Origin of the sequence: Mesorhizobium captivum (genome assembly GCF_033977165.1) — a bacterium.
In the GTDB taxonomy this organism is placed as follows: Bacteria; Pseudomonadota; Alphaproteobacteria; order Rhizobiales; family Rhizobiaceae; genus Mesorhizobium; species Mesorhizobium captivum.
In genome coordinates, this window is the sequence record NZ_JAVIJB010000018.1 from 66525 (window position 1) to 83942 (window position 17418).

The window sequence follows — 17418 nt, forward strand, 5'->3', positions numbered from 1 at the left end:
TCAAATTCAGCGACGATCAGTGGTGTGCGTGGGCTGGTCCGGTCAGCGCGGCCTTGTTTGCCTCGAGGAACTGCTTCAACGTCCGCGGCTTGCGGCCCGACAACGTCTCGACCGCGTCGGTCACCATGCCGATGCGGCCGGAGCGCGTGTTGGCGTCGAAGGAGACGATGATGCGGGCAAAGTCCTCGGGAAGGCCGGCCGCCTTGACGCCCTCGGTCAGAGCCTCGTCAGGCAATTGGATGACTTCCAGCGGCTTGCCGGTGACTTCGGTCACCAGGGCGGCGATTTCGTCCGTCGTGTAGGCCTGCGGGCCGGTCAGCGTGTAGATTTGGCTCTCCGTCGAACCGGAGGCCAGGCTCGCAGCGATCGCGGCCGCCATGTCGTCGCGCGCGCCATGGGCGATGCGGCCATCGGCGGCCGAGGTGTACCACTTACCCGACGAAATGGCATGCGGCAGCGACATGAACAGGTTCTCCTGATACCAGCCATTGCGGAAGATGGTGTAGGGAATCCCGCTTGCCTTGATCGCCTGCTCGGTGCCGTAGTGGTCGCCGGCAAACAGCACCGGCGAAACGGGCTCGGGATTTGGCATCGAGGTGTAGAGCAGATGCGAGACGCCGGCCGCCTTGGCCGCGGCCACCGCCGCCTGATGCTGCTTGAGGCGCCGGTCGCTCTTGAGGTCGAGCTCGCCGGTCGAAATGATCAGCACCCGGTCGGCGCCCTTGAATACCTTCTCCAGCGAGGCTTGGTTGTCGAAATCGGCCGCCCTGACGGTGATCCCCAAAGCCGCCAGATCGGCAAGGTTTTCAGGATTGCGGGTCGTGGCGATGATGCTGGCCGGCGCAACCTTCTGCGCGTTCAGCAGATGGTTGACGACGGCGCGGCCGAGATGGCCGGAGGCGCCGGTGACGAGAAGGGTTTCGGTCATGGGAGGTTCCTGAAATTGTGTCGAAGGGCGTCTGTGGTTTATGGTCTCAAAAAGAGACCAGCGCTAAAATAGGAATTGACCCGAAGCCGTAAAGAAGGCAGTTTTTCGGGAGGTAGGCACAGCCGGGGAACCACCAGCTGGCCGTCATTCACCCGACGGAACGTCGCCATGGACAGCAAGATCTTCAATCTCAAATCCAAGCTTGAGGTTTACAAGGCGATGTCGGGTGGCGGCAATTTCGGCGATTGCCCGGTTCGCGACGTGATCCAGGGCATCAGCGGCAAATGGAGCTCGCTGCTGGTCATGGCTTTGGCCGAGAGGCCTTACCGGTTCGGGGAGTTGCGCCGCCTGGTGCCCGATATCTCGCAGCGTATGCTGACGCAGACGCTCTACGACCTGCAGCGCGATGGCTATGTGCATCGCGAAGTCTTTCCGACCAAGCCGCCGAGCGTCGAATACAGCCTCACCGATCTCGGCCGCTCGATGTTCGCCCCACTGCAACTGCTCATCCAATGGGCCGAGCTCAACCATGATGCGGTGCGCGAAGCGCGCGCCGCCTTCGATACCGCGCAGGCCTGAGCTTTTCCTCCCGCGGGATAAGCGTCAAAGCGCCGCTTGATCTGGTGCTTTCCTTGCGGGATTGTTCCCCGCCGGTTCGGGTTGGGGCAATGAGCAAGTCTTACAAGATCGCGATTGCCGGCGCCGGTCCGGCCGGACTGGCCGCGGCGCTCTATCTCAAGCGGGCAGGGCACAAGGTCACCATTTTCGAGCGCTTCGACGAGCCGAAGCCTGTCGGCTCTGGCCTTATGCTGCAGCCGACCGGGCTGACGGTGCTCGCCGATCTCGGCCTGCTCGACGAGATTCTTTCGCGGGGAAGCCGCATCGAGCGGCTGCACGGCACGGATGCGAAAAGCGGGAGAACAGTGCTCGACGTGCGCTACGACGCTCGGCGCGGCCGCCGCTTCGGTCTCGCCGTGCACCGCGCGGCCATTTTCGGTGTGCTCTATCGCGCCGCCCGACGCGCGGAAATTCCCATCGAAACCAATGTCGAGATCGATGCGCTGGATACGGGCGAGCGTGCGAGGCCGGTCTGTGCCAACGGAAAGCGGCTGGGGCCTTTCGATCTGGTCGTCGATGCCAGCGGTGCGCGCTCCAGGCTGCGGCAATGCGTTGGCTACACGGCCGTGCCGCGGCCGCTCGCTTATGGCGCCTTTTGGGCGTCGCTCGGCTGGCGTGACGGCTTTGACGAAAGGGCGCTGCAGCAGCGCTACGACAAGGCAAGCATCATGCTCGGCGTGCTGCCGATCGGCCGGCCGGAACCTGGCGCGGAAGGCATGGCCGCGTTCTTCTGGAGCCTGAAGCCCGCCGACGTCGAACAGGTGCGGGCAGAGGGCCTCGACTCCTGGAAGGAGAGAGTGGTTTCCGTTTGGCCGGAATGCGAGGCGTTCACCAACCAGATCGACAGTTTCGAGCAGCTCTCGCTCGCCCGTTACGGCCACCACACGATGACGCTGCCGGCGGGCCGACGGCTGGCGGTGATCGGCGACGCCGCGCATTCGACCAGTCCGCAGCTCGGGCAAGGCGCCAATATGGCCCTGCTCGACGCGGCGGCACTCAGCCACGCGCTGGCGCGGACGAACGGCATCGACGAGGCGCTGGAGGCTTATGCACGAGCGCGCCGCTGGCATGTGTGGGTGTTCCAGACGCTGTCGTTGTCGTTGACGCCGTTCTACCAGTCGGACTCCGTCGCCTTGCCGTTCGTGCGCGACCGATTGGTGGCGATAGCAGCAAGGATCCCGCTGGGACCGCAATTCCTCGCCGCCATGGTCGCCGGAACGGTGATCGACCCGTTCAGGCCGATCGGGCTTGCGGAGTTTCAATGGCCTGCAGCCGGATGATCTCGGAAAGATAAGATCCCTTTGCGCGCAAGAAGGCGTGCAGCCGCCGCGGATAGTCGGCGCCGACCGCTTCCTTGACCGATTGCCGTTTGCTCAAGGCCTCGCGCCAAGCCAGAACGAGAGGCTTGCCGTCTAGAATGCCGAAATCGCCGATGCGGTCGAAGGTGTCGAAATAGCGGAAGATCGGCCCGTAGACGGCATCGACCAGCGAGAAGCGGTCACCGGCGAACCATGGACCGTTCTGCCCCGCCGACAATTCCGCCTCCACGCGCGCAAACATTTGCGACAGGGCTTTGCTTTCATTGGAAAAAGCGGCCTCGTCGGCAGCAGAATAGAAGTGGCCGATGGCGTTGAGGATGGCCGAGCCGAATTCGATCCAGGCGCGGTGCCTTGCCCGCATGAGCGGATCGGCCGGATGCATGGGATTGGCCTCGGTGTCCTCGAGGAATTCGAGGATGACGGCGGATTCGAAGATGACTTCCTCCTTGCCAACATGCCGGACGCGGAGCAGCGGCACCTTGCTCAGCGGCGAGATCGCCTTGAACCAGTCCGGCTTGCTGGAAAGGTCGACATTGAGCCGCTCGAACGGCACGCCTTTCTCGGCAAGCGCAATCGCCGCGCGCTGGACGTAGGGACAAAGATGATGGCTGACGAGGGTTAGCCTTGCGGTCATCTCACTCTCCCCAGACATAGTTCAGCGCGCCGTCCTCGACGCGAGTCGACAGGAACATCAGGCGCGAGCCTTTTGGCGCCGGGCCTTCGAGACGCTCGCCGCTTTCCATGTCGAAGCGGGCGCCGTGCCACTGGCAGACAAATGTGCCGTCCTTGCAATCGAGCGGCCCGCCGAAATGCAGGCAGGCATTGGCCGCGGCGCGGATGCGCTCGCCGCTGCGCCAGACATGGACCTCGCGGCCGAAGAAGGGCGCGACCAGGCTGCCGGTCTCAGGGATTTCGGCCACTTTACAGATTTCATGTTTCATCGGAGGACTCCTTGTCGATGCAATTGCATCTATATGGATGCATCTGCATCGATCGTCAAGCTTGATGCAATTGCATCTATCGAATAGAGTCCGGCGATGATGAAAAAATCTCCTTCGCCTGAGGCCGTCAAAACCTGGGGCCGGCTGATGCGGGTGTCGCGCCAGCTGGTCGAAAAGACCGAGGACGCCCTGAAAGCCGTCGGCTTGCCGCCGCTTGCCTGGTACGACGTGCTGCACGAGCTCGCCGAGGCGGGCGAGGGCGGCTTGCGGCCTTTCGAGCTGATCGATCGCGTGCTGTTGGCGCAGTACAATGTCTCGCGGCTGTTGGCCCGCCTCGAGGCGGATGGCCTGGTGGAAAAGCTGCCCGTCTCCGACGACGGCCGCGGCCAGACGGTACGCATCACGCCGGCGGGGCGTGAGACCCGCCGCCGCCTATGGGGAGTCTACGGAAAAGCCATATCGGAGCTGATGGGCGACAGGCTTTCTGTCAAGGAGCTGCAGATGCTGGCCGGTTTGCTCGGGCGGCTGCGCGATCCGCCGATCATGGAATGAAATGCGCCGACCGACCGAGGCTTTCAGGGCAGATGCAAGGCCCAAAGAAACGCGATCGTCGCCAGTGCGCCAAGCGCGACTCGGACAAGATGCATATTGCCCCATTGGACGATCATTGATCTTGCCTGCGGATTGTCGGCCTCGACCTTCAACGCTTTCAACAAACGGTTGGTCGGCATCATCGCCAGCAGTGTCCATGGCCAGGGCAGGATGATCGCCACTGCGCCGGCCAGAAAGCCGGGCACGCCGGTCCGCCACCAGGCAATCAGTCCGAGAACGCAGGCGAGTATGGCGATGGAAGCCTGCATGGCGGCGCCGCGCCTGTAGGAAGGCTGCCATTCCCGCAACAATGCCTTGTCGTCCAAGGCTAGTCGCGCCGGTTGCTCCGCGACGCTGACATAGACTGCGGCGCCCGTGAAGGCGGCCGCCACGGCCAAGGCAAGCAGACCGACCAGCATCCCGTCCTCCGGCAAGAGAAGCTGTCGGTAAAAATAGCGCTTGCATGGCTGCGGGCAATACTGCATAGAAGCCGAACCGTAACGTACGGTACGCTTATCGGCCGTGGTGAACGTATCCTGAGGGAAATGTGTTGCATAGCGTGTCGGACATCGATGCCAGCGAAGCGCTCACCGAACGGCAGCAAGCCGTTCTGGACGCGGCGCTTCGTCTGCTCGTTGAGGAGGGCGACAACCTCACCATGACCGCGGTGGCGCGGCGGGCAAGCTGTTCGAAGGAAACGCTCTACAAATGGTTCGGCGACCGCGACGGGCTGCTGACTGCGACGGTGCAGTGGCAAGCCTCGAAAGTACGCGTGGCGCCGGTCGACCGCAAAGGTCTCGATCTTGCTTCGCTGACGGCAAGCCTCGAACGGTTCGCCTCCGATTGGCTGAGAGTGATCTCCAGCGATACGTCCATAGCGCTAAATCGTGTGGCAGTAGGCCATGCCGGTTCCGGGAAAGATGACCTCGGCGCGATCGTGCTGCAAAATGGGCGTTTCGTGCTCGCCAGGCGCCTGAAGCCCGTGCTGGAGGCGGGGCGCGAGGCCGGGCTGCTCGTCTTCGACGACGCCGAGACGGCATTCCGCAGCTTTTTCGGGTTGGTCGGCCGCGATGTGCAGATCCGGCTTCTGCTCGGCGACCGGCTGGAATTGACTGAAGCGGCGATCGGCGGCGATGCCGTGCGGGCGACGCAGCAGTTTCTCGCTCTTTACGGAGCAAAAACCGGGCCGCACGGCCCTAGAGCCGGATGATTTCAGGTCAAGTCGACCTGAAATCTGAATCCGGCTCTAAATCAAAGAGATAGAGCATGATGTCGTCCGAAAACCGCTTCACACTTTTCGGCATCATGCTCTGATCTTCAAAACGGGAAGGAAGACGAAATGCGTGTCTATTACGATCGTGACGCCGATCTCAATCTGATCAAGGGCAAGAAGGTCGCCATTATCGGCTATGGCAGCCAGGGCCGGGCGCATGCGCTCAACCTCAAGGATTCCGGCGTCAAGGAGATCGCCATCGGTCTCAAGGCCGGCTCGGCGACCGCCAAGAAGGTCGAGGCCGACGGGCTCAAGGTGATGAGCGTGGCGGATACCGCCAAGTGGGCCGACCTGATGATGATGGCGACGCCCGACGAATTGCAGGCCGACATCTATAAGAACGAGATCGCGCCGAATATCCGCGACGGCGCGGCGATCGCCTTCGCCCACGGCCTCAACGTGCATTTCGGCCTGATCGAGCCGAAGGCTTCGGTCGACGTCGTCATGATCGCGCCGAAGGGCCCCGGCCATACGGTGCGCGGCGAATACCAGAAGGGCGGCGGCGTGCCCTGCCTGGTCGCCGTCAACCAGGATGCATCGGGCAACGCGCTCGACCTCGCGCTCTCCTACGCCTGTGGCGTCGGCGGCGGCCGCTCCGGCATCATCGAGACCAACTTCCGCGAGGAATGCGAGACCGACCTGTTCGGCGAGCAGGTGGTGCTGTGCGGCGGCCTTGTCGAGCTGATCCGCGCCGGTTTCGAGACGCTGGTGGAAGCCGGCTACGCGCCGGAAATGGCCTATTTCGAGTGCCTGCACGAGGTCAAGCTGATCGTCGACCTGATATATGAGGGCGGCATCGCCAACATGAACTACTCGATCTCGAACACCGCCGAATGGGGCGAGTATGTCTCGGGCCCGCGCATCATCACCGCCGACACCAAGGCCGAGATGAAGCGTATCCTGAAGGACATCCAGACCGGCAAGTTCACTTCCGAATGGATGCAGGAATACCGCGCCGGCCTGTCGCGCTTCAAGGGCATCCGCCGCAACAACGACAGCCACCAGATCGAAGAGGTGGGCGCGAAGCTGCGTGCGATGATGCCGTGGATCGCCAAGAACAAGCTGGTCGACAAGGCCAAGAACTAAGGCGGCCCACGTTCTTTTGCGTTGCGCGTCCTCGGGCTCCGCCCTGCGGTCGCGCGGGTGATCGCCAAGAACAAGCTGGTCGACAAGGCGAAGAACTGAGCAATCCACGTTCTTCGCTAGACTTTCAAGGCCGGCGGAGCGATCCGCCGGCTTTTTCACGCTCAGCCATAATGCCAATGCGGCTTCGGCTCGGTGCCGGTGAACTCGACGCCGATGCGGTCCTCGCGGCGCCAGCGGACGATCGCCTTGTAGCCGACGCCGTCGGTCGGCACATAGAGCAGGAACTCGTCGGGCACGCGCGCCTCGATCGGCACCTTCAATTCCGCGCCGCCCGGATGCATGTTGCGCACCGTGCACTTGACCTCGGAATTGTTGATGCCGGTCAGGATCGCCGCGCCTTTGAGCACGCGTTGCCTGTGCTTGCCTCTCAACTCGTTCTCAGCCATGGCGGGCATGTCCTAGCGGATCGCGGCACCGCGATCGTCATGCGGGGCATCGCATCACCAATAGACGTCCCCGCTAAATTTAACGTTATTGCCTCCGCAGGCGGTTTCTTTCTTGCCGAAAAAGAAACGGCGCCGCGATGGGCGCCGTCTCATTCTTCCTGCGGACCGGCTCAGATATAGGGCGAAATGCACTGCCGGCGCGGGCCGTAGTTGGGCTGGAACGTGTTGTCCCAGGCCCGATAGGACCGGTAGCGGTCGTAGCACCACTGGACATGGGCTCTGGAAAGCCGCTCCGTCCGGTAGGTGCGCCGCGGCTGATAGTAGCGCGGATAGGGATCATAATAGTAGGGATCATAGTAGTTGTTGTAGGCTAGGCTGCCCAGGCCCAGACCAAGGCCCAGCCCCAGAAGGGCCGCGCCACCACTATCGAAATGCCGATGATGGCGATGATGCCGCCAGCGCCAGTCGCCACCATCCCAGTTGCGGGAGAAATGACGGCCGCGCCAGTCGCCGCCATCCCAGTTGCGGGAGAAATGACGGCCGCGGAAGTCGCCGCCGCGCCATCTGAAGTCGCGGCCGCGCCAGTCGCCACCGCGCCGCCAGCGCCAGTCATACATCTGCGGCGAGTAGTTGTTGCCGCCAGCCCAACTGTCGCGGACAGGGATGATCTTGGGCGCCGCCGCGCTGGTCGCGGTCGACAGATCCGGCTGCAGGATCGGACCGGCGATCGACGGCGCCGTCAGACCTGCCATAAGGCCCAGGGCCACCAGCCCGGAGCCAAGGGAAGACAAGAGCGGTTTCATTTCACTCTCCAAGGAGTAAAGGCCCCACGCCCAGAACACCCCGGGAATGGGCCTATTGATGGGACTTTCCGTCTGAACGGAGGATGAACGGAAAGGTTCCGTCAACCATGACGAGCATGCCCCTTGCTCTTGTCTTCGCTGTCGCTTGCGGGCAAAGGTCTCGGCCATGTCGCTGCGCCTCGCCACCTTCAACGTCGAGAACCTGATGAACAGGTTCGACTTCTCCGGCTATCGCAACCAGCTCAACGAAGACCGGACGCTGGCGCTGTTCGATATCCAGAGCGAGGCTGAGTACAGGCTGCTCGAACAGGCGCGCACCATCGCCCAGTCCGACGATACCCGCCAGCTTACCGCGCTCGCCATAGCAGCGACCCGAGCGGACATCATCTGCATGCAGGAGGTCGATAACATCGAGGCGCTGAAGGCCTTCGAATATGGCTACCTCTTCAAGATGATCGGACAAGGCTACCGGCAGAAATACACCACCGCCGGAAACGACTCCCGCGGTATCGACGTCGCCGTGATGATGCGCAACGAGACAGCCCAGGGCCAGCCGATCGAATTCGTGCGCATGGCCAGCCATGCCTATGTCACGTTCGAGCAGTTCGGCCTGTTCACTCCAGAGTTGGCAGCGCTTGGACATCTGGCCAACGACCGCATCTTCCGGCGCGACTGCCTTGAAATCGACGTGACGGTTGGCGGCGTGCCGCTGACGCTCTATCTGGTGCATTTCAAGTCGATGGGCTCGCCGCGCAATGGGCTCGACGGCCGCCAAGCGACGATGCCGCTGCGCATCGCCGAGGCGCAGGCCGTGCGCCGCATCATTGAGGAGCGTTTCGGCAAGGACCATGCCGCCGACAAGCGCTGGGCGATCTGCGGCGACATGAACGATTACCGGCAGCGCGTGAAAATCGAAGGCGACAACATCGACGGCTACCGTTTCGAGGTGGTGGACGAGGCCCAGTCCGCGATCAATGTTCTGACCGCCGGCGGCTTCTGCGAAAATGTCGTCGAGCGGCGGCCGGAGATGGACCGCTGGAGTTTCTATCACACACGCGGGCCGGAGGAGCGGCATCTGTGCCAACTCGACTACATCCTGCTGTCGAAAGCGCTCGCCGCGAAGAACGCAACGGCGGTTCCGGACATCATCCGCAGCGGCCAACCCTGGCGCACCATCTTTCCGTCCGGCCAGGAAGTCGAACGTTTCCCGCGTGCCGGATGGGACAGGCCGAAGGCCTCCGACCATTGCCCGGTGGTGATCACCCTGGACATGGCCTGAGCCCCATGAGTTTCGACCTGCCGCGCAACGTCATTTTGCCGGTCGACGCAGTCGACGTACGGCTCGACCCAAGCCTTCATCCCTTCGAACGCGACAACCAGGCGGCGATCGCCGAAAACTGGCGGCGCGAGATGGAGGCGAAGCCGGCGCTCTATGACGGCACGGTGGTGCTGCTTTCGGCGCTCGCCTATCGCGACAGCCGGCTCGTCGGCCGCTGCCATGCCGTGAAGTACTCGACCTTCATGCTTTGGCGCAAAAACCGAGAGCTGAGCGGCGCCGAACATGCCTATGCGCATGCCGTCCTGGTCGCCGGCGACAATGCGCTGGTGGCGATCCGCATGGGCTCGCACACGGTCAACGCCGGCCGCGTCTATTTCGCCGCCGGCTCCTTCGAGCCGATCGATTTCCGCGATGGCCTCGTCGATGTCGACTTCAACATGATCCGCGAAGTGGGCGAGGAAACCGGGATCGACCTTGCCGTGGCTCAGCGCGGACAGCGCTATTACGCGCTATCGACGGCCAGTGGCACGGTGATCTTCCGCCGCTACCAGGTTGCCGAGTCGGCCGACGAGATCGCGCGGCGCATTGGTGCCTTCGTTGCCGCCGAAACCGAACCGGAGATCGCGGAGCCGGTCATCATCCGCCATGCCGCCGATCTGCCGGACGGCCTGATGGGTCATATGAAGCCGCTCATCGAATGGCATTTTGCCGGCGAGCAGGCCTGACGCAATCACAGCGGGCTGGACCCGAACGGCAGTTCACTCGTGTCTCAGCGCGTCGATCGGGTCGAGCCTTGCGCCGCGCAGCGCCGGGAAGAAGCCGAACACCATGCCGATCAGCGCCGAGAAGCCAACGGCGAGCAGGATGACCGCCGGGCTCGGCGCGAAGGGTATCGTCAGCGTCGCCGCAGCAAGGCCGGCAAGCGCCAGTCCGATCAGGATGCCGATGACGCCGCCGAGCAATGACAGCACCGTCGCCTCGACCAGGAACTGGATGAGGATGTGCTTTTCATGCGCGCCGATCGCCAGCCTGATGCCGATCTCGCGCGTGCGTTCGGTGACCGACACCAGCATGATGTTCATGATGCCGATGCCGCCGACCAGGAGGCTGACGCCGGCTACCGCGCCGAGCATTCCGGTCATGGTCGTGGTCGCGCTGGCCATGGCGTCGGCGATCTGGGTCATGTCGCGGATCGAGAAATCGGGATCGCGGTCCGGCGTGATGCGGCGTGTGTCGCGCAGGATGTCCTCGACGCGCGGCTGCAATTCGGTGGTCGGCGTCCTGTCATCGGCGGCAATGTAGATGTTGTCGATGTCGCGGTTGCCGGCGATGCGCCGCTGGTAGGCGGCAAGCGGCATCAGCACGACATTGTCCTGGTCCTGGCCGAAGCCGGTGTAGCCCTTCGGCTCCAAAAGGCCGATGATCCTGCAGGATGTGCGGTTGACGCGGATGGTCTCGCCCTCCGGATCGCCGGCGCCGAAGAATTGCTGACGCACCGTCTCGCCGATCAGGCAAACGCCGGCGCCGGCGCGCGTCTCGGAATCGCTGAAGGTGCGGCCGGAAACCAGCTTCCAGTCGCGCGCGTCGAGATAGGCGCTGTCGGTGCCGGTGACACCGGACGTCAGGCTCTCGGTGCCGAAGACGACGCGCACCTGCTTCTGCGAGGCCGGCGCGATGGCGCGGGCGCCGCTCAAATGCGCAACGAGTGCTGCAACATCCTTTTCGGCGAGGGGACGGGTGGCCTGGTCGAGCCCTCCCGGCCCGCCGGGGCCTGCCGGACGGCCGGCGCGTACGACGAGTAGATTGCTGCCGAGCTTGGAAATGTCGGCCTTGACCTTCTCGGTGGTGCCCGAGCCGATGGTGAGCATGGCGATGACGGCGGCGACGCCGATGACGATGCCGAGCAGCGTCAGGAACGAGCGCAGCACGTTCCTGCGGATCGAAATCAGCGAAAGGCGGACGGTCTCCCAGATCATGCGGCCTCGGCTTTCGCTGTGTCCGAGGCGACGTGGCCGTCGAGGAAGCGCACGGTGCGCTCGGCATAGTCCGCGACATCGGCTTCGTGCGTGACCATGACGATGGTGAGTCCGAGCTCGGCGTTCAGCCTGGTCAGCAATTCCATGATCTCGTGCGTGCGCGCGGTGTCCAGATTGCCGGTCGGCTCGTCGGCGACGAGCAGCGTCGGCTTGGTGACAATGGCGCGCGCGATCGCCACGCGCTGCTGCTGGCCGCCCGAGAGCTCGGCTGGCGTGTGGTGCTCGCGCCCGACCAGCCCGACCTGGGCAAGCGCCTGCATGGCGCGATCGCGACGCTCGCGGGCGGAAACGCCGCGATAGATGAGAGGCAGCTCGACATTTTCCGCCGCCGTGGTGCGGGGCAGGAGATTGTAGCCCTGGAAGACGAAGCCAACATAGAGGTTGCGCAGCAGGGCGCGGCGGTTGCGGTCGAGCCGGCCGGCATCGACGCCCATGAAGCGGTAGGTTCCGGCCGTCGGCGTGTCGAGGCAGCCGATGATGTTCATGGCGGTCGATTTGCCCGAGCCGGACGGACCCATGATGGCGACGAATTCACCTCGGCGGATCGCAAGATCGACGCCGGCAAGCGCATGCACGCGCGCCTCGCCCGAGCCATAACTCTTCCAGACCCTATCGAAGGTGATGAGCAGGGGAGCCGACATGGATCAGCTCCGCTGCTGCGAGCCGGTGATGACCTCGGCGCCTTCTTCGATGCCGGACGTGATCTCGGTCAGCTCGCCGTCGGTCGAGCCGATCTTGACGTTGACGGGATGCGGCCGGCCATTCTCCAGGACATAGAGCGTGCGCGAGCCGTCGGTCGGCGCCTTCATCGCCTCACGTTGCCGGTTGGGACGGCCCATGCGGCCGGTGAACAAGTCGCGCAGGCTCCAGCCGCGGGCCGTCTGTTGGACCGGGCGGTAGCGGAAGGCAGTGGCCGGTACGGTGAGCACGTCCTTGGCCTGCCTGGTCACGACCGCGACCGTGGCGGTCATGCCGGGCCTGAGCAGAAGCTCGCCGTTGTCCACTTCGAGCCGGGCATTGTAGGTGACGACGCCGTCGGTGGTGACCGAGGCGTAGGAGATGTCGCGGATCTCGGCATCGAACGGACGGTCCGGGAATGCATCGACGGTGAAGCGGGCATGCTGGCCGGGCTTGACCTGGCCGATATCGGCCTCGTCGACCGCCGCCTGCAATTCCATGTTCCTCAGGTCGGCAGCGATGACGAAGAGCACCGGCGCCTGCAGCGAGGATGCGACCGTCTGGCCGGGATCGACCGAGCGCGTGAGCACGATGCCGTCGATCGGCGCGTAGATTGTGCTTTTCGCCAGATCGGTCTGCTGAGCCTTGAGATCGGCCTGAGCGATGGCGAGATTGGCCTCAGCGCTGTCGAGCGAAGCCTTGGAGCGGTCGCGCGTCGCGGTCGCCGCCTCGAGCGACTGATCCGTCGCCATGCCGCGCTTGGTGAGCGCGCTCGCGCGGACAACGGCGTTCTCGTTTTCCTGCAAGGTGACCTTAGCGTCCTCGACGCTTGCTGCGGCCGCCTTGGCCGAGGCGGTGGCGCGCTCGATCTGGACCTCGAGCTTGGCGGTGTCGAGCGTCGCAAGCACGTCGCCCTTCTTCACCTGCTGGTTCTCGTTGACCGCGACGGAGCGGACGATGCCGGAAAGCTCGCTGGAGATGTCGACCTGGGTCAGCGGCTGCAGCGTGCCGGTCGCCGACACCTCGACGGTCAGGTCGGCGACTGTCGCCGGAGCGGTCGTGTATTCGATCCGGGGCGGCGCGGCGGCGTTCCACCGGTAGACGCCAAACGCGGCCGCCACGACGGCCAGCGCCGCCAGCGCGTAGAGCCAGCCGCGACGGCGCTTGCGGCTCACGCCCTTGCGGTCGAGCCCGAGGGCCGTCTCGACGGAAGGATCGGATTCTGCGTTTGGCGGATTGACAACCTGGTCCACCCCGGACCCCTATAGCGGAAAATTGATGTCCCTATCCGTGCACAAATCAGGCCTTTAGGTTCGAATTTCAAATTAAATTTCCCTCATGTTGGGATTGAGGCAGAAATTCGGGGCGAGGCGGAAGGTTTTCTCGATGGCGCGCAGCTACTTGCTTTACGATGTGTTTACGACCGAGCGGCTGGCCGGGAATCCGCTCGCCGTCGTGCTCGACAGCCAAGGGCTGGACACGGCCGCCATGCAGGCGATCGCGCGCGAATTCAACCTGTCCGAGACGGTTTTCGTGCTGCCGCCCGAGAATACCAAGCACCGCAATCGGATTCGCATCTTCACGCCCGACTATGAGATGCCGTTCGCCGGACATCCCACGGTGGGCTCGGCGATCGCGCTTGCGGAGCTTGGCGGCGAGGCGGCGGGCATCTTCGTGCTGGAGGAGAATATCGGCCCGGTGCGCTGCGCGGTCGGCACGCATGACGGCGCCATTTTCGCCGAGTTCGACCTGGCGAAACTGCCGGAACGGCTGGAACTTGCCGCCGACCCGGAAATGATCGGCGCGGCGCTGGGGCTTGCTCCGCACGAGCTCGGCTTCGAGAATCACCGCGTCGCCTGCTGGTCGGCCGGCGTGCCCTACGTCACCATTCCAGTCGCCGGCCTCGAAGCGGCGGCAAAAGTCAGGCTGGACAACCAGGCCTGGTCGGAGCTGGCGCCTCGCAAGAGCGAATGGGCCTTCGCCAGCCCCTATGTCTATTGCCGCGAGACGGTGCACCATGACAGCGCCTTCCATGTCCGCATGATCGTGCCCGGCAATCCCTCTTACGAGGATCCGGCGACCGGTTCGGCGGCGGCGGCCTTTGCCGGCGCCATCATGCATTTCGATGGTCCAACGGACGGAATCTCGCAGCTTTGGATCGAACAGGGGCTGGAAATGGGCCGGCCCTCGCGCATCCGGCTCGAGGTCAATGTCGACGGCGGAAAACTGGCCTCCGCGCGCATCGGCGGTCATGCGATCAAGGTGGCGGAAGGCAGGCTCTTTGTTTGACCGGTGCGGCAATTCGGCGATTTGTCGGGAAATGATCCGGCAGGGCTGGACATCGCCGAATCCGGCGGCTATATGCCCGCCGACGCTGGGTTTTCCGGCGGTGTGGGTGTGTAGCTCAGTTGGTAGAGCAGCTGACTCTTAATCAGCGGGTCCACAGTTCGATCCTGTGCACACCCACCATTCAACTCTCCGATATGCCGAGATTAGACGCTGCGTCCGCGTCGAAAAACACGGTTCAGGAATTTGCCGAATCGAAAGGCCAGGCTGTTGTCAACGCCATCTTTGGCGTCGGTCAGTACAGGTTTCTTGCCCCCGGAAAAATCGCTGATAAGCCACCAGATAAAAATCAAGAAAAGAATAAGAACCGCGGTGTCGATCAGGCCGTAGCTATGGTATCCGCTGCGGCGAAGCACGCCGGCGACGAGCAGGGCAATGGCGAAGGCAGCGGCAAATGGACGAAGCTTCAGCATCTGCCAATTCTATTCGAGGCTCAGTGCCTACGGAAGGCCTCTATCTGAGTAACTCTGTGCAAAAGCGCATCCGCGACCGCTAATCCTGATCAGGGATGTATTGAGCTGTTGCCTTTCCTTAGCTATAAAGGTTTCGGGCTTCGGGGGTATTCAAAATGCGGTCGTTCTACATCAACTTGGCGGTCTCCGTTGACCGTCGGAAATGGTTTGACGCGCAAGCAAGCCGGCTAGGCTTGGATATCGAACGATTTGACGCGGTGAGCAATGCTTCGATCGCGGACAGTGTGGCCACTCAGTTCAATGTCTCGAAGGAAGCGGTCGCCTGCTTCTTCAGCCATCGCGCGATTTGGAAGGAAATCGCCAGTGGGTCTGACAGGTTCGCCGCGATTTTCGAGGACGATGCGCATCTTGGCGCGGATCTGCCCGCATTCTTGAATGATGTGTCGTGGATACCGGCCGATGCCGACATCGTGCATCTCGAAAAGCTCGGAAAACGGTTTGTCGGCGTCGAAACCGGACAGAGAGCATTGGGGAGAAAGCTGTATCAGGCGCTCTCAGGCTTCGCCGGAACGGCCGCCTATATCATTTCGCGTGAATGCGCCGCGAAGCTGCACGCCACTTTCACGGAAATCAATCAAGAGTTCGATCAGCACCTCTTCAACGAGGGGCTGCCCGGCTTGAAGGTCTACAAAATCGGTCCGGCGCTCTGCATACAGGACCGATTCACCGCCGCCCCGCGTTTTCCATCCGTGATCGTGCGTCATGAGAGGCCAAAACGTGTCCGCGCTCCCGGCGCGGCATTGCGCGAGGCGGCAAGGATTTACAAAAGGCTGGCTTCCATCGCCGTCCGCTCTTTGGGACTGCGCCGGCCCAGGCTCATCGCCATCAAGATCAAATGATGCGGCCGTCGGCCGGCACGCTTTCGACACCGGTGGCCTTCTCGCGGAGGCCAAGTCCCGCATGACGGCGCCCACGCCAGGTGATTCCGTTAGAGCGGTTCACCGTTTCACGGAAACGCCGAACCGCTCTATCTCTTGTTTTTTGCGCAATTCCAGACGGAAAACCGCCACACACTTTTCCTGGAATTGCTCTGGCGGCCGCCGGAACCAGGGCGGCCCGGACTTGGTCCGGTGACCTGATTGGGCTACAACGCCGTCTTGCTGAGATTGGCCTTGAACTTGACCTTCATCGTGATCTGGCCGGTCACCGTGATCTGCGATCCGCCATAGCCGCCGACGTTACGGTCCCGGGCGTTGACGTTGGTCGTCATGCCGGTGATCTCGCATGTGTCGGCGACAGTCTCGACCACCATCGCACAACTGCCGGCCGCGACTTTGTAGAAGGAGCGAAGCGCTACCTGCTGCTGAGCGCCGGCATCTTCGTCATCCTTGACCGGAAGGGTCATCGAGAAGGAAGACTGGATCCTGGCCGACCCATCGTCGCCCGGGCGAAGCGGGCGAACATATTGCTCTTGAGACGAGGCTGGCGAAGCCGCTGCAACAAGAATTGCAGCGGATATTAGGCACCTCGAATACATCGATCGATCTCCCGTGAGACATCTCTGTCCCATGAAATAATCAAGATGGCGTTATTTCGATATTTCAACAGTGTTGAAATTTCGACCGATTTATTTTTCTGAAACACCAGCCTCTGCAAAGCTCGCCATCTTCGCATGGCACTCCAGCGCCGAACGCACGATGTTGACGGCAAGGCAGGCGCCGGAGCCTTCGCCGAGCCGCATGCCGAGATCGAGCAGCGGCGGCAGGCCGAGCGCTTCGAGCAGGCGGCGGTGGCCGGCCTCGGCCGAGACATGGGCGGCGATTGTGTGCGCAAGCCCGGTCGGGTGCAGCCTTGCCAGCGGCGCGACGGCTGCGGTGCAGACGAAGCCGTCGAGCAGCACCGGGATATTGTTGCGGCGCGCGGCGAGCGTGGCGCCGAGGATGGCGGCGAGCTCGCGCCCGCCCAGGGCTGCGGCGATCTTAATCGGGTCGGATAGCGAATCGGCATGGCGCTTGAGGCCCGCCTCGATCGCAGTGATCTTGCGGATCATTCCAGCGTCATCGACGCCGGTGCCGCGGCCGGTCCATTTCTCGGCGCCGCCGCCGAACAGCGCGGTCGAGATCGCCGCCGCCGGCGTGGTGTTGCCGATGCCCATCTCGCCGAAGCAGACGAGGTCGAGATCCTCGGTCACGGCGTCGTAGCCGGCCGAGACGGCGGCGAGAAAGGTCTGCTCGTCCATGGCCGGGACTTGCGTGAAATCGCCGGTCGGATGGTCGAGATCGAGCGGGATGACGTCGAGCCTGGCGCCGGCGATGCGGGCAAGCTGGTTGATGGCCGCGCCGCCGCCGGCGAAGTTGGCCACCATCTGGACAGTGACTTCCGAAGGATAGGCCGACACGCCCTGCGCGGTGATGCCGTGATTGCCGGCGAACACGAAGACTTTTACCGCGTCGAGCTTCGGCATGTCGCGGCCCTGCCAGCGCGCCAGCCAAGCCGCAATGGTTTCCAGCCGGCCGAGGCTGCCCTGCGGCTTTGTCAGCGTGTCCTGCCGACGGGCGACGGCGTTGGCTGCGGCATCGCTGCCGGCGGGAAGGTCGAGGCAGGCGGCGCGGAGGTCTTCGAACGATTTGAACGACATGGGGGCAATGTCTCCAATTGAAG

The 17418-nt window shown here is 63.5% G+C and carries 21 protein-coding genes and 1 tRNA gene; 10 read left to right on the forward strand and 12 right to left on the reverse strand.

The features are described 5' to 3' along the window. Positions 1-16: 16 nt before the first annotated feature. Positions 17-928, reverse strand: coding sequence for an SDR family oxidoreductase (locus RFM40_RS16845; protein ID WP_320277830.1), 912 nt, complete (start codon positions 926-928; stop codon positions 17-19). A gap of 168 nt (positions 929-1096) precedes the next feature. Here RFM40_RS16845 and RFM40_RS16850 point away from each other — a divergent pair, with 168 nt between their 5' ends. Both RFM40_RS16850 and RFM40_RS16855 read left to right on the forward strand, forming a co-directional pair. After that, on the forward strand, positions 1097-1507 hold the full coding sequence (locus tag RFM40_RS16850; RefSeq protein ID WP_320227510.1) for a winged helix-turn-helix transcriptional regulator: 411 nt from the start codon (positions 1097-1099) through the stop codon (positions 1505-1507). 89 nt (positions 1508-1596) lie between these two features. After that, a complete protein-coding gene (locus RFM40_RS16855) occupies positions 1597-2826 on the forward strand; it encodes an FAD-dependent oxidoreductase (protein ID WP_320227511.1) in 1230 nt (409 codons plus the stop codon). Here RFM40_RS16855 and RFM40_RS16860 read toward each other — a convergent pair. Next, positions 2780-3499 (reverse strand): glutathione S-transferase family protein, encoded by a 720-nt coding sequence (locus RFM40_RS16860; protein ID WP_320277831.1) that lies wholly within the window; start codon positions 3497-3499, stop codon positions 2780-2782. The two genes, RFM40_RS16855 and RFM40_RS16860, sit on opposite strands and share 47 nt — an antisense overlap. A 1-nt stretch (position 3500) precedes the next feature. Continuing rightward, positions 3501-3806, reverse strand: coding sequence for a Rieske (2Fe-2S) protein (locus RFM40_RS16865; RefSeq protein WP_320227513.1), 306 nt, complete (start codon positions 3804-3806; stop codon positions 3501-3503). A gap of 96 nt (positions 3807-3902) precedes the next feature. Here RFM40_RS16865 and RFM40_RS16870 point away from each other — a divergent pair, with 96 nt between their 5' ends. After that, positions 3903-4358: a MarR family winged helix-turn-helix transcriptional regulator gene (locus RFM40_RS16870; protein WP_320227514.1), complete on the forward strand. Its 456-nt coding sequence runs from the start codon at positions 3903-3905 to the stop codon at positions 4356-4358. Between the two features lie 23 nt (positions 4359-4381). Here the strand turns inward: RFM40_RS16870 and RFM40_RS16875 are convergent, their stop codons facing one another. Beyond that, positions 4382-4813, reverse strand: a complete 432-nt coding sequence (locus RFM40_RS16875) for an anthrone oxygenase family protein (protein ID WP_320277865.1) — start codon at positions 4811-4813, stop codon at positions 4382-4384. A 131-nt stretch (positions 4814-4944) separates the two neighbouring features. Between RFM40_RS16875 and RFM40_RS16880 the strand changes: the two genes are divergently transcribed. Both RFM40_RS16880 and ilvC read left to right on the forward strand, forming a co-directional pair. Continuing rightward, positions 4945-5607 (forward strand): TetR/AcrR family transcriptional regulator, encoded by a 663-nt coding sequence (locus tag RFM40_RS16880; RefSeq protein ID WP_320277832.1) that lies wholly within the window; start codon positions 4945-4947, stop codon positions 5605-5607. A gap of 129 nt (positions 5608-5736) precedes the next feature. Then, the gene (ilvC, locus tag RFM40_RS16885; protein ID WP_320227516.1) at positions 5737-6756 is read left to right on the forward strand and encodes a ketol-acid reductoisomerase; all 1020 of its coding nucleotides are present in this window, start codon (positions 5737-5739) and stop codon (positions 6754-6756) included. A gap of 161 nt (positions 6757-6917) precedes the next feature. On the opposite strand, the gene RFM40_RS16890 is transcribed toward ilvC, so the two are convergent. Together RFM40_RS16890 and RFM40_RS16895 are read right to left on the reverse strand one after the other, a co-directional pair. Next, entirely contained in the window at positions 6918-7202 is a 285-nt protein-coding gene (locus RFM40_RS16890; protein WP_320219322.1) for a PilZ domain-containing protein, read from the reverse strand. A gap of 170 nt (positions 7203-7372) precedes the next feature. Next, positions 7373-8005 (reverse strand): BA14K family protein, encoded by a 633-nt coding sequence (locus tag RFM40_RS16895; RefSeq protein WP_320227518.1) that lies wholly within the window; start codon positions 8003-8005, stop codon positions 7373-7375. Positions 8006-8171: 166 nt separating this feature from the next. Between RFM40_RS16895 and RFM40_RS16900 the strand changes: the two genes are divergently transcribed. Then, positions 8172-9284, forward strand: coding sequence for an endonuclease/exonuclease/phosphatase family protein (locus RFM40_RS16900; protein ID WP_320277833.1), 1113 nt, complete (start codon positions 8172-8174; stop codon positions 9282-9284). 5 nt (positions 9285-9289) lie between these two features. Next, positions 9290-10009: a hypothetical protein gene (locus tag RFM40_RS16905; protein ID WP_320227520.1), complete on the forward strand. Its 720-nt coding sequence runs from the start codon at positions 9290-9292 to the stop codon at positions 10007-10009. A 33-nt stretch (positions 10010-10042) separates the two neighbouring features. Here the strand turns inward: RFM40_RS16905 and RFM40_RS16910 are convergent, their stop codons facing one another. From RFM40_RS16910 to RFM40_RS16920, 3 genes are read right to left on the reverse strand one after another with little or no spacing between them, the layout of a single operon-like run. Beyond that, entirely contained in the window at positions 10043-11260 is a 1218-nt protein-coding gene (locus RFM40_RS16910; RefSeq protein WP_320272121.1) for an ABC transporter permease, read from the reverse strand. Next, positions 11257-11961, reverse strand: a complete 705-nt coding sequence (locus RFM40_RS16915; protein WP_320227522.1) for an ABC transporter ATP-binding protein — start codon at positions 11959-11961, stop codon at positions 11257-11259. The genes RFM40_RS16910 and RFM40_RS16915 overlap by 4 nt, the downstream gene beginning before the upstream one ends. Before the next feature lie 3 nt (positions 11962-11964). Further along, positions 11965-13251 carry an efflux RND transporter periplasmic adaptor subunit gene (locus tag RFM40_RS16920; protein WP_320277834.1) on the reverse strand — a complete coding sequence of 429 codons (1287 nt, stop codon included), beginning with the start codon at positions 13249-13251 and terminating at the stop codon, positions 11965-11967. Between the two features lie 133 nt (positions 13252-13384). On the opposite strand from RFM40_RS16920, the gene RFM40_RS16925 reads away from it, so the two are divergent. Together RFM40_RS16925 and RFM40_RS16930 are read left to right on the forward strand one after the other, a co-directional pair. Further along, complete coding sequence (locus RFM40_RS16925; protein WP_320277835.1) at positions 13385-14287, forward strand: PhzF family phenazine biosynthesis protein; 903 nt, start codon at positions 13385-13387, stop codon at positions 14285-14287. 104 nt (positions 14288-14391) lie between these two features. Beyond that, a tRNA-Lys gene (locus RFM40_RS16930) sits at positions 14392-14467 on the forward strand. 23 nt (positions 14468-14490) lie between these two features. On the opposite strand, the gene RFM40_RS16935 is transcribed toward RFM40_RS16930, so the two are convergent. After that, entirely contained in the window at positions 14491-14757 is a 267-nt protein-coding gene (locus RFM40_RS16935; RefSeq protein ID WP_320277836.1) for a hypothetical protein, read from the reverse strand. A gap of 155 nt (positions 14758-14912) precedes the next feature. Between RFM40_RS16935 and RFM40_RS16940 the strand changes: the two genes are divergently transcribed. Next, complete coding sequence (locus RFM40_RS16940) at positions 14913-15656, forward strand: glycosyltransferase family 25 protein (RefSeq protein ID WP_320277837.1); 744 nt, start codon at positions 14913-14915, stop codon at positions 15654-15656. 245 nt (positions 15657-15901) lie between these two features. On the opposite strand, the gene RFM40_RS16945 is transcribed toward RFM40_RS16940, so the two are convergent. Both RFM40_RS16945 and cobT read right to left on the reverse strand, forming a co-directional pair. After that, positions 15902-16162: a hypothetical protein gene (locus tag RFM40_RS16945; protein ID WP_320277838.1), complete on the reverse strand. Its 261-nt coding sequence runs from the start codon at positions 16160-16162 to the stop codon at positions 15902-15904. Positions 16163-16384: 222 nt separating this feature from the next. Beyond that, complete coding sequence (gene cobT / locus RFM40_RS16950; RefSeq protein ID WP_320277839.1) at positions 16385-17395, reverse strand: nicotinate-nucleotide--dimethylbenzimidazole phosphoribosyltransferase; 1011 nt, start codon at positions 17393-17395, stop codon at positions 16385-16387. Positions 17396-17418 lie beyond the last annotated feature (23 nt).

What these genes read in the sequence shown, in the direction of transcription:
- RFM40_RS16845 (WP_320277830.1), bottom strand. Translation starts at nt 928, where the DNA reads ATGACCGAAACCCTTCTCGTCACCGGCGCCTCCGGCCATCTCGGCCGC.
- RFM40_RS16850 (WP_320227510.1), top strand. Translation starts at nt 1,097, where the DNA reads ATGGACAGCAAGATCTTCAATCTCAAATCCAAGCTTGAGGTTTACAAG.
- RFM40_RS16855 (WP_320227511.1), top strand. Translation starts at nt 1,597, where the DNA reads ATGAGCAAGTCTTACAAGATCGCGATTGCCGGCGCCGGTCCGGCCGGA.
- RFM40_RS16860 (WP_320277831.1), bottom strand. Translation starts at nt 3,499, where the DNA reads ATGACCGCAAGGCTAACCCTCGTCAGCCATCATCTTTGTCCCTACGTC.
- RFM40_RS16865 (WP_320227513.1), bottom strand. Translation starts at nt 3,806, where the DNA reads ATGAAACATGAAATCTGTAAAGTGGCCGAAATCCCTGAGACCGGCAGC.
- RFM40_RS16870 (WP_320227514.1), top strand. Translation starts at nt 3,903, where the DNA reads ATGATGAAAAAATCTCCTTCGCCTGAGGCCGTCAAAACCTGGGGCCGG.
- ilvC (WP_320227516.1), top strand. Translation starts at nt 5,737, where the DNA reads ATGCGTGTCTATTACGATCGTGACGCCGATCTCAATCTGATCAAGGGC.
- RFM40_RS16890 (WP_320219322.1), bottom strand. Translation starts at nt 7,202, where the DNA reads ATGGCTGAGAACGAGTTGAGAGGCAAGCACAGGCAACGCGTGCTCAAA.
- RFM40_RS16895 (WP_320227518.1), bottom strand. Translation starts at nt 8,005, where the DNA reads ATGAAACCGCTCTTGTCTTCCCTTGGCTCCGGGCTGGTGGCCCTGGGC.
- RFM40_RS16900 (WP_320277833.1), top strand. Translation starts at nt 8,172, where the DNA reads ATGTCGCTGCGCCTCGCCACCTTCAACGTCGAGAACCTGATGAACAGG.
- RFM40_RS16905 (WP_320227520.1), top strand. Translation starts at nt 9,290, where the DNA reads ATGAGTTTCGACCTGCCGCGCAACGTCATTTTGCCGGTCGACGCAGTC.
- RFM40_RS16910 (WP_320272121.1), bottom strand. Translation starts at nt 11,260, where the DNA reads ATGATCTGGGAGACCGTCCGCCTTTCGCTGATTTCGATCCGCAGGAAC.
- RFM40_RS16915 (WP_320227522.1), bottom strand. Translation starts at nt 11,961, where the DNA reads ATGTCGGCTCCCCTGCTCATCACCTTCGATAGGGTCTGGAAGAGTTAT.
- RFM40_RS16925 (WP_320277835.1), top strand. Translation starts at nt 13,385, where the DNA reads ATGGCGCGCAGCTACTTGCTTTACGATGTGTTTACGACCGAGCGGCTG.
- RFM40_RS16935 (WP_320277836.1), bottom strand. Translation starts at nt 14,757, where the DNA reads ATGCTGAAGCTTCGTCCATTTGCCGCTGCCTTCGCCATTGCCCTGCTC.
- RFM40_RS16940 (WP_320277837.1), top strand. Translation starts at nt 14,913, where the DNA reads ATGCGGTCGTTCTACATCAACTTGGCGGTCTCCGTTGACCGTCGGAAA.
- RFM40_RS16945 (WP_320277838.1), bottom strand. Translation starts at nt 16,162, where the DNA reads ATGACCCTTCCGGTCAAGGATGACGAAGATGCCGGCGCTCAGCAGCAG.
- cobT (WP_320277839.1), bottom strand. Translation starts at nt 17,395, where the DNA reads ATGTCGTTCAAATCGTTCGAAGACCTCCGCGCCGCCTGCCTCGACCTT.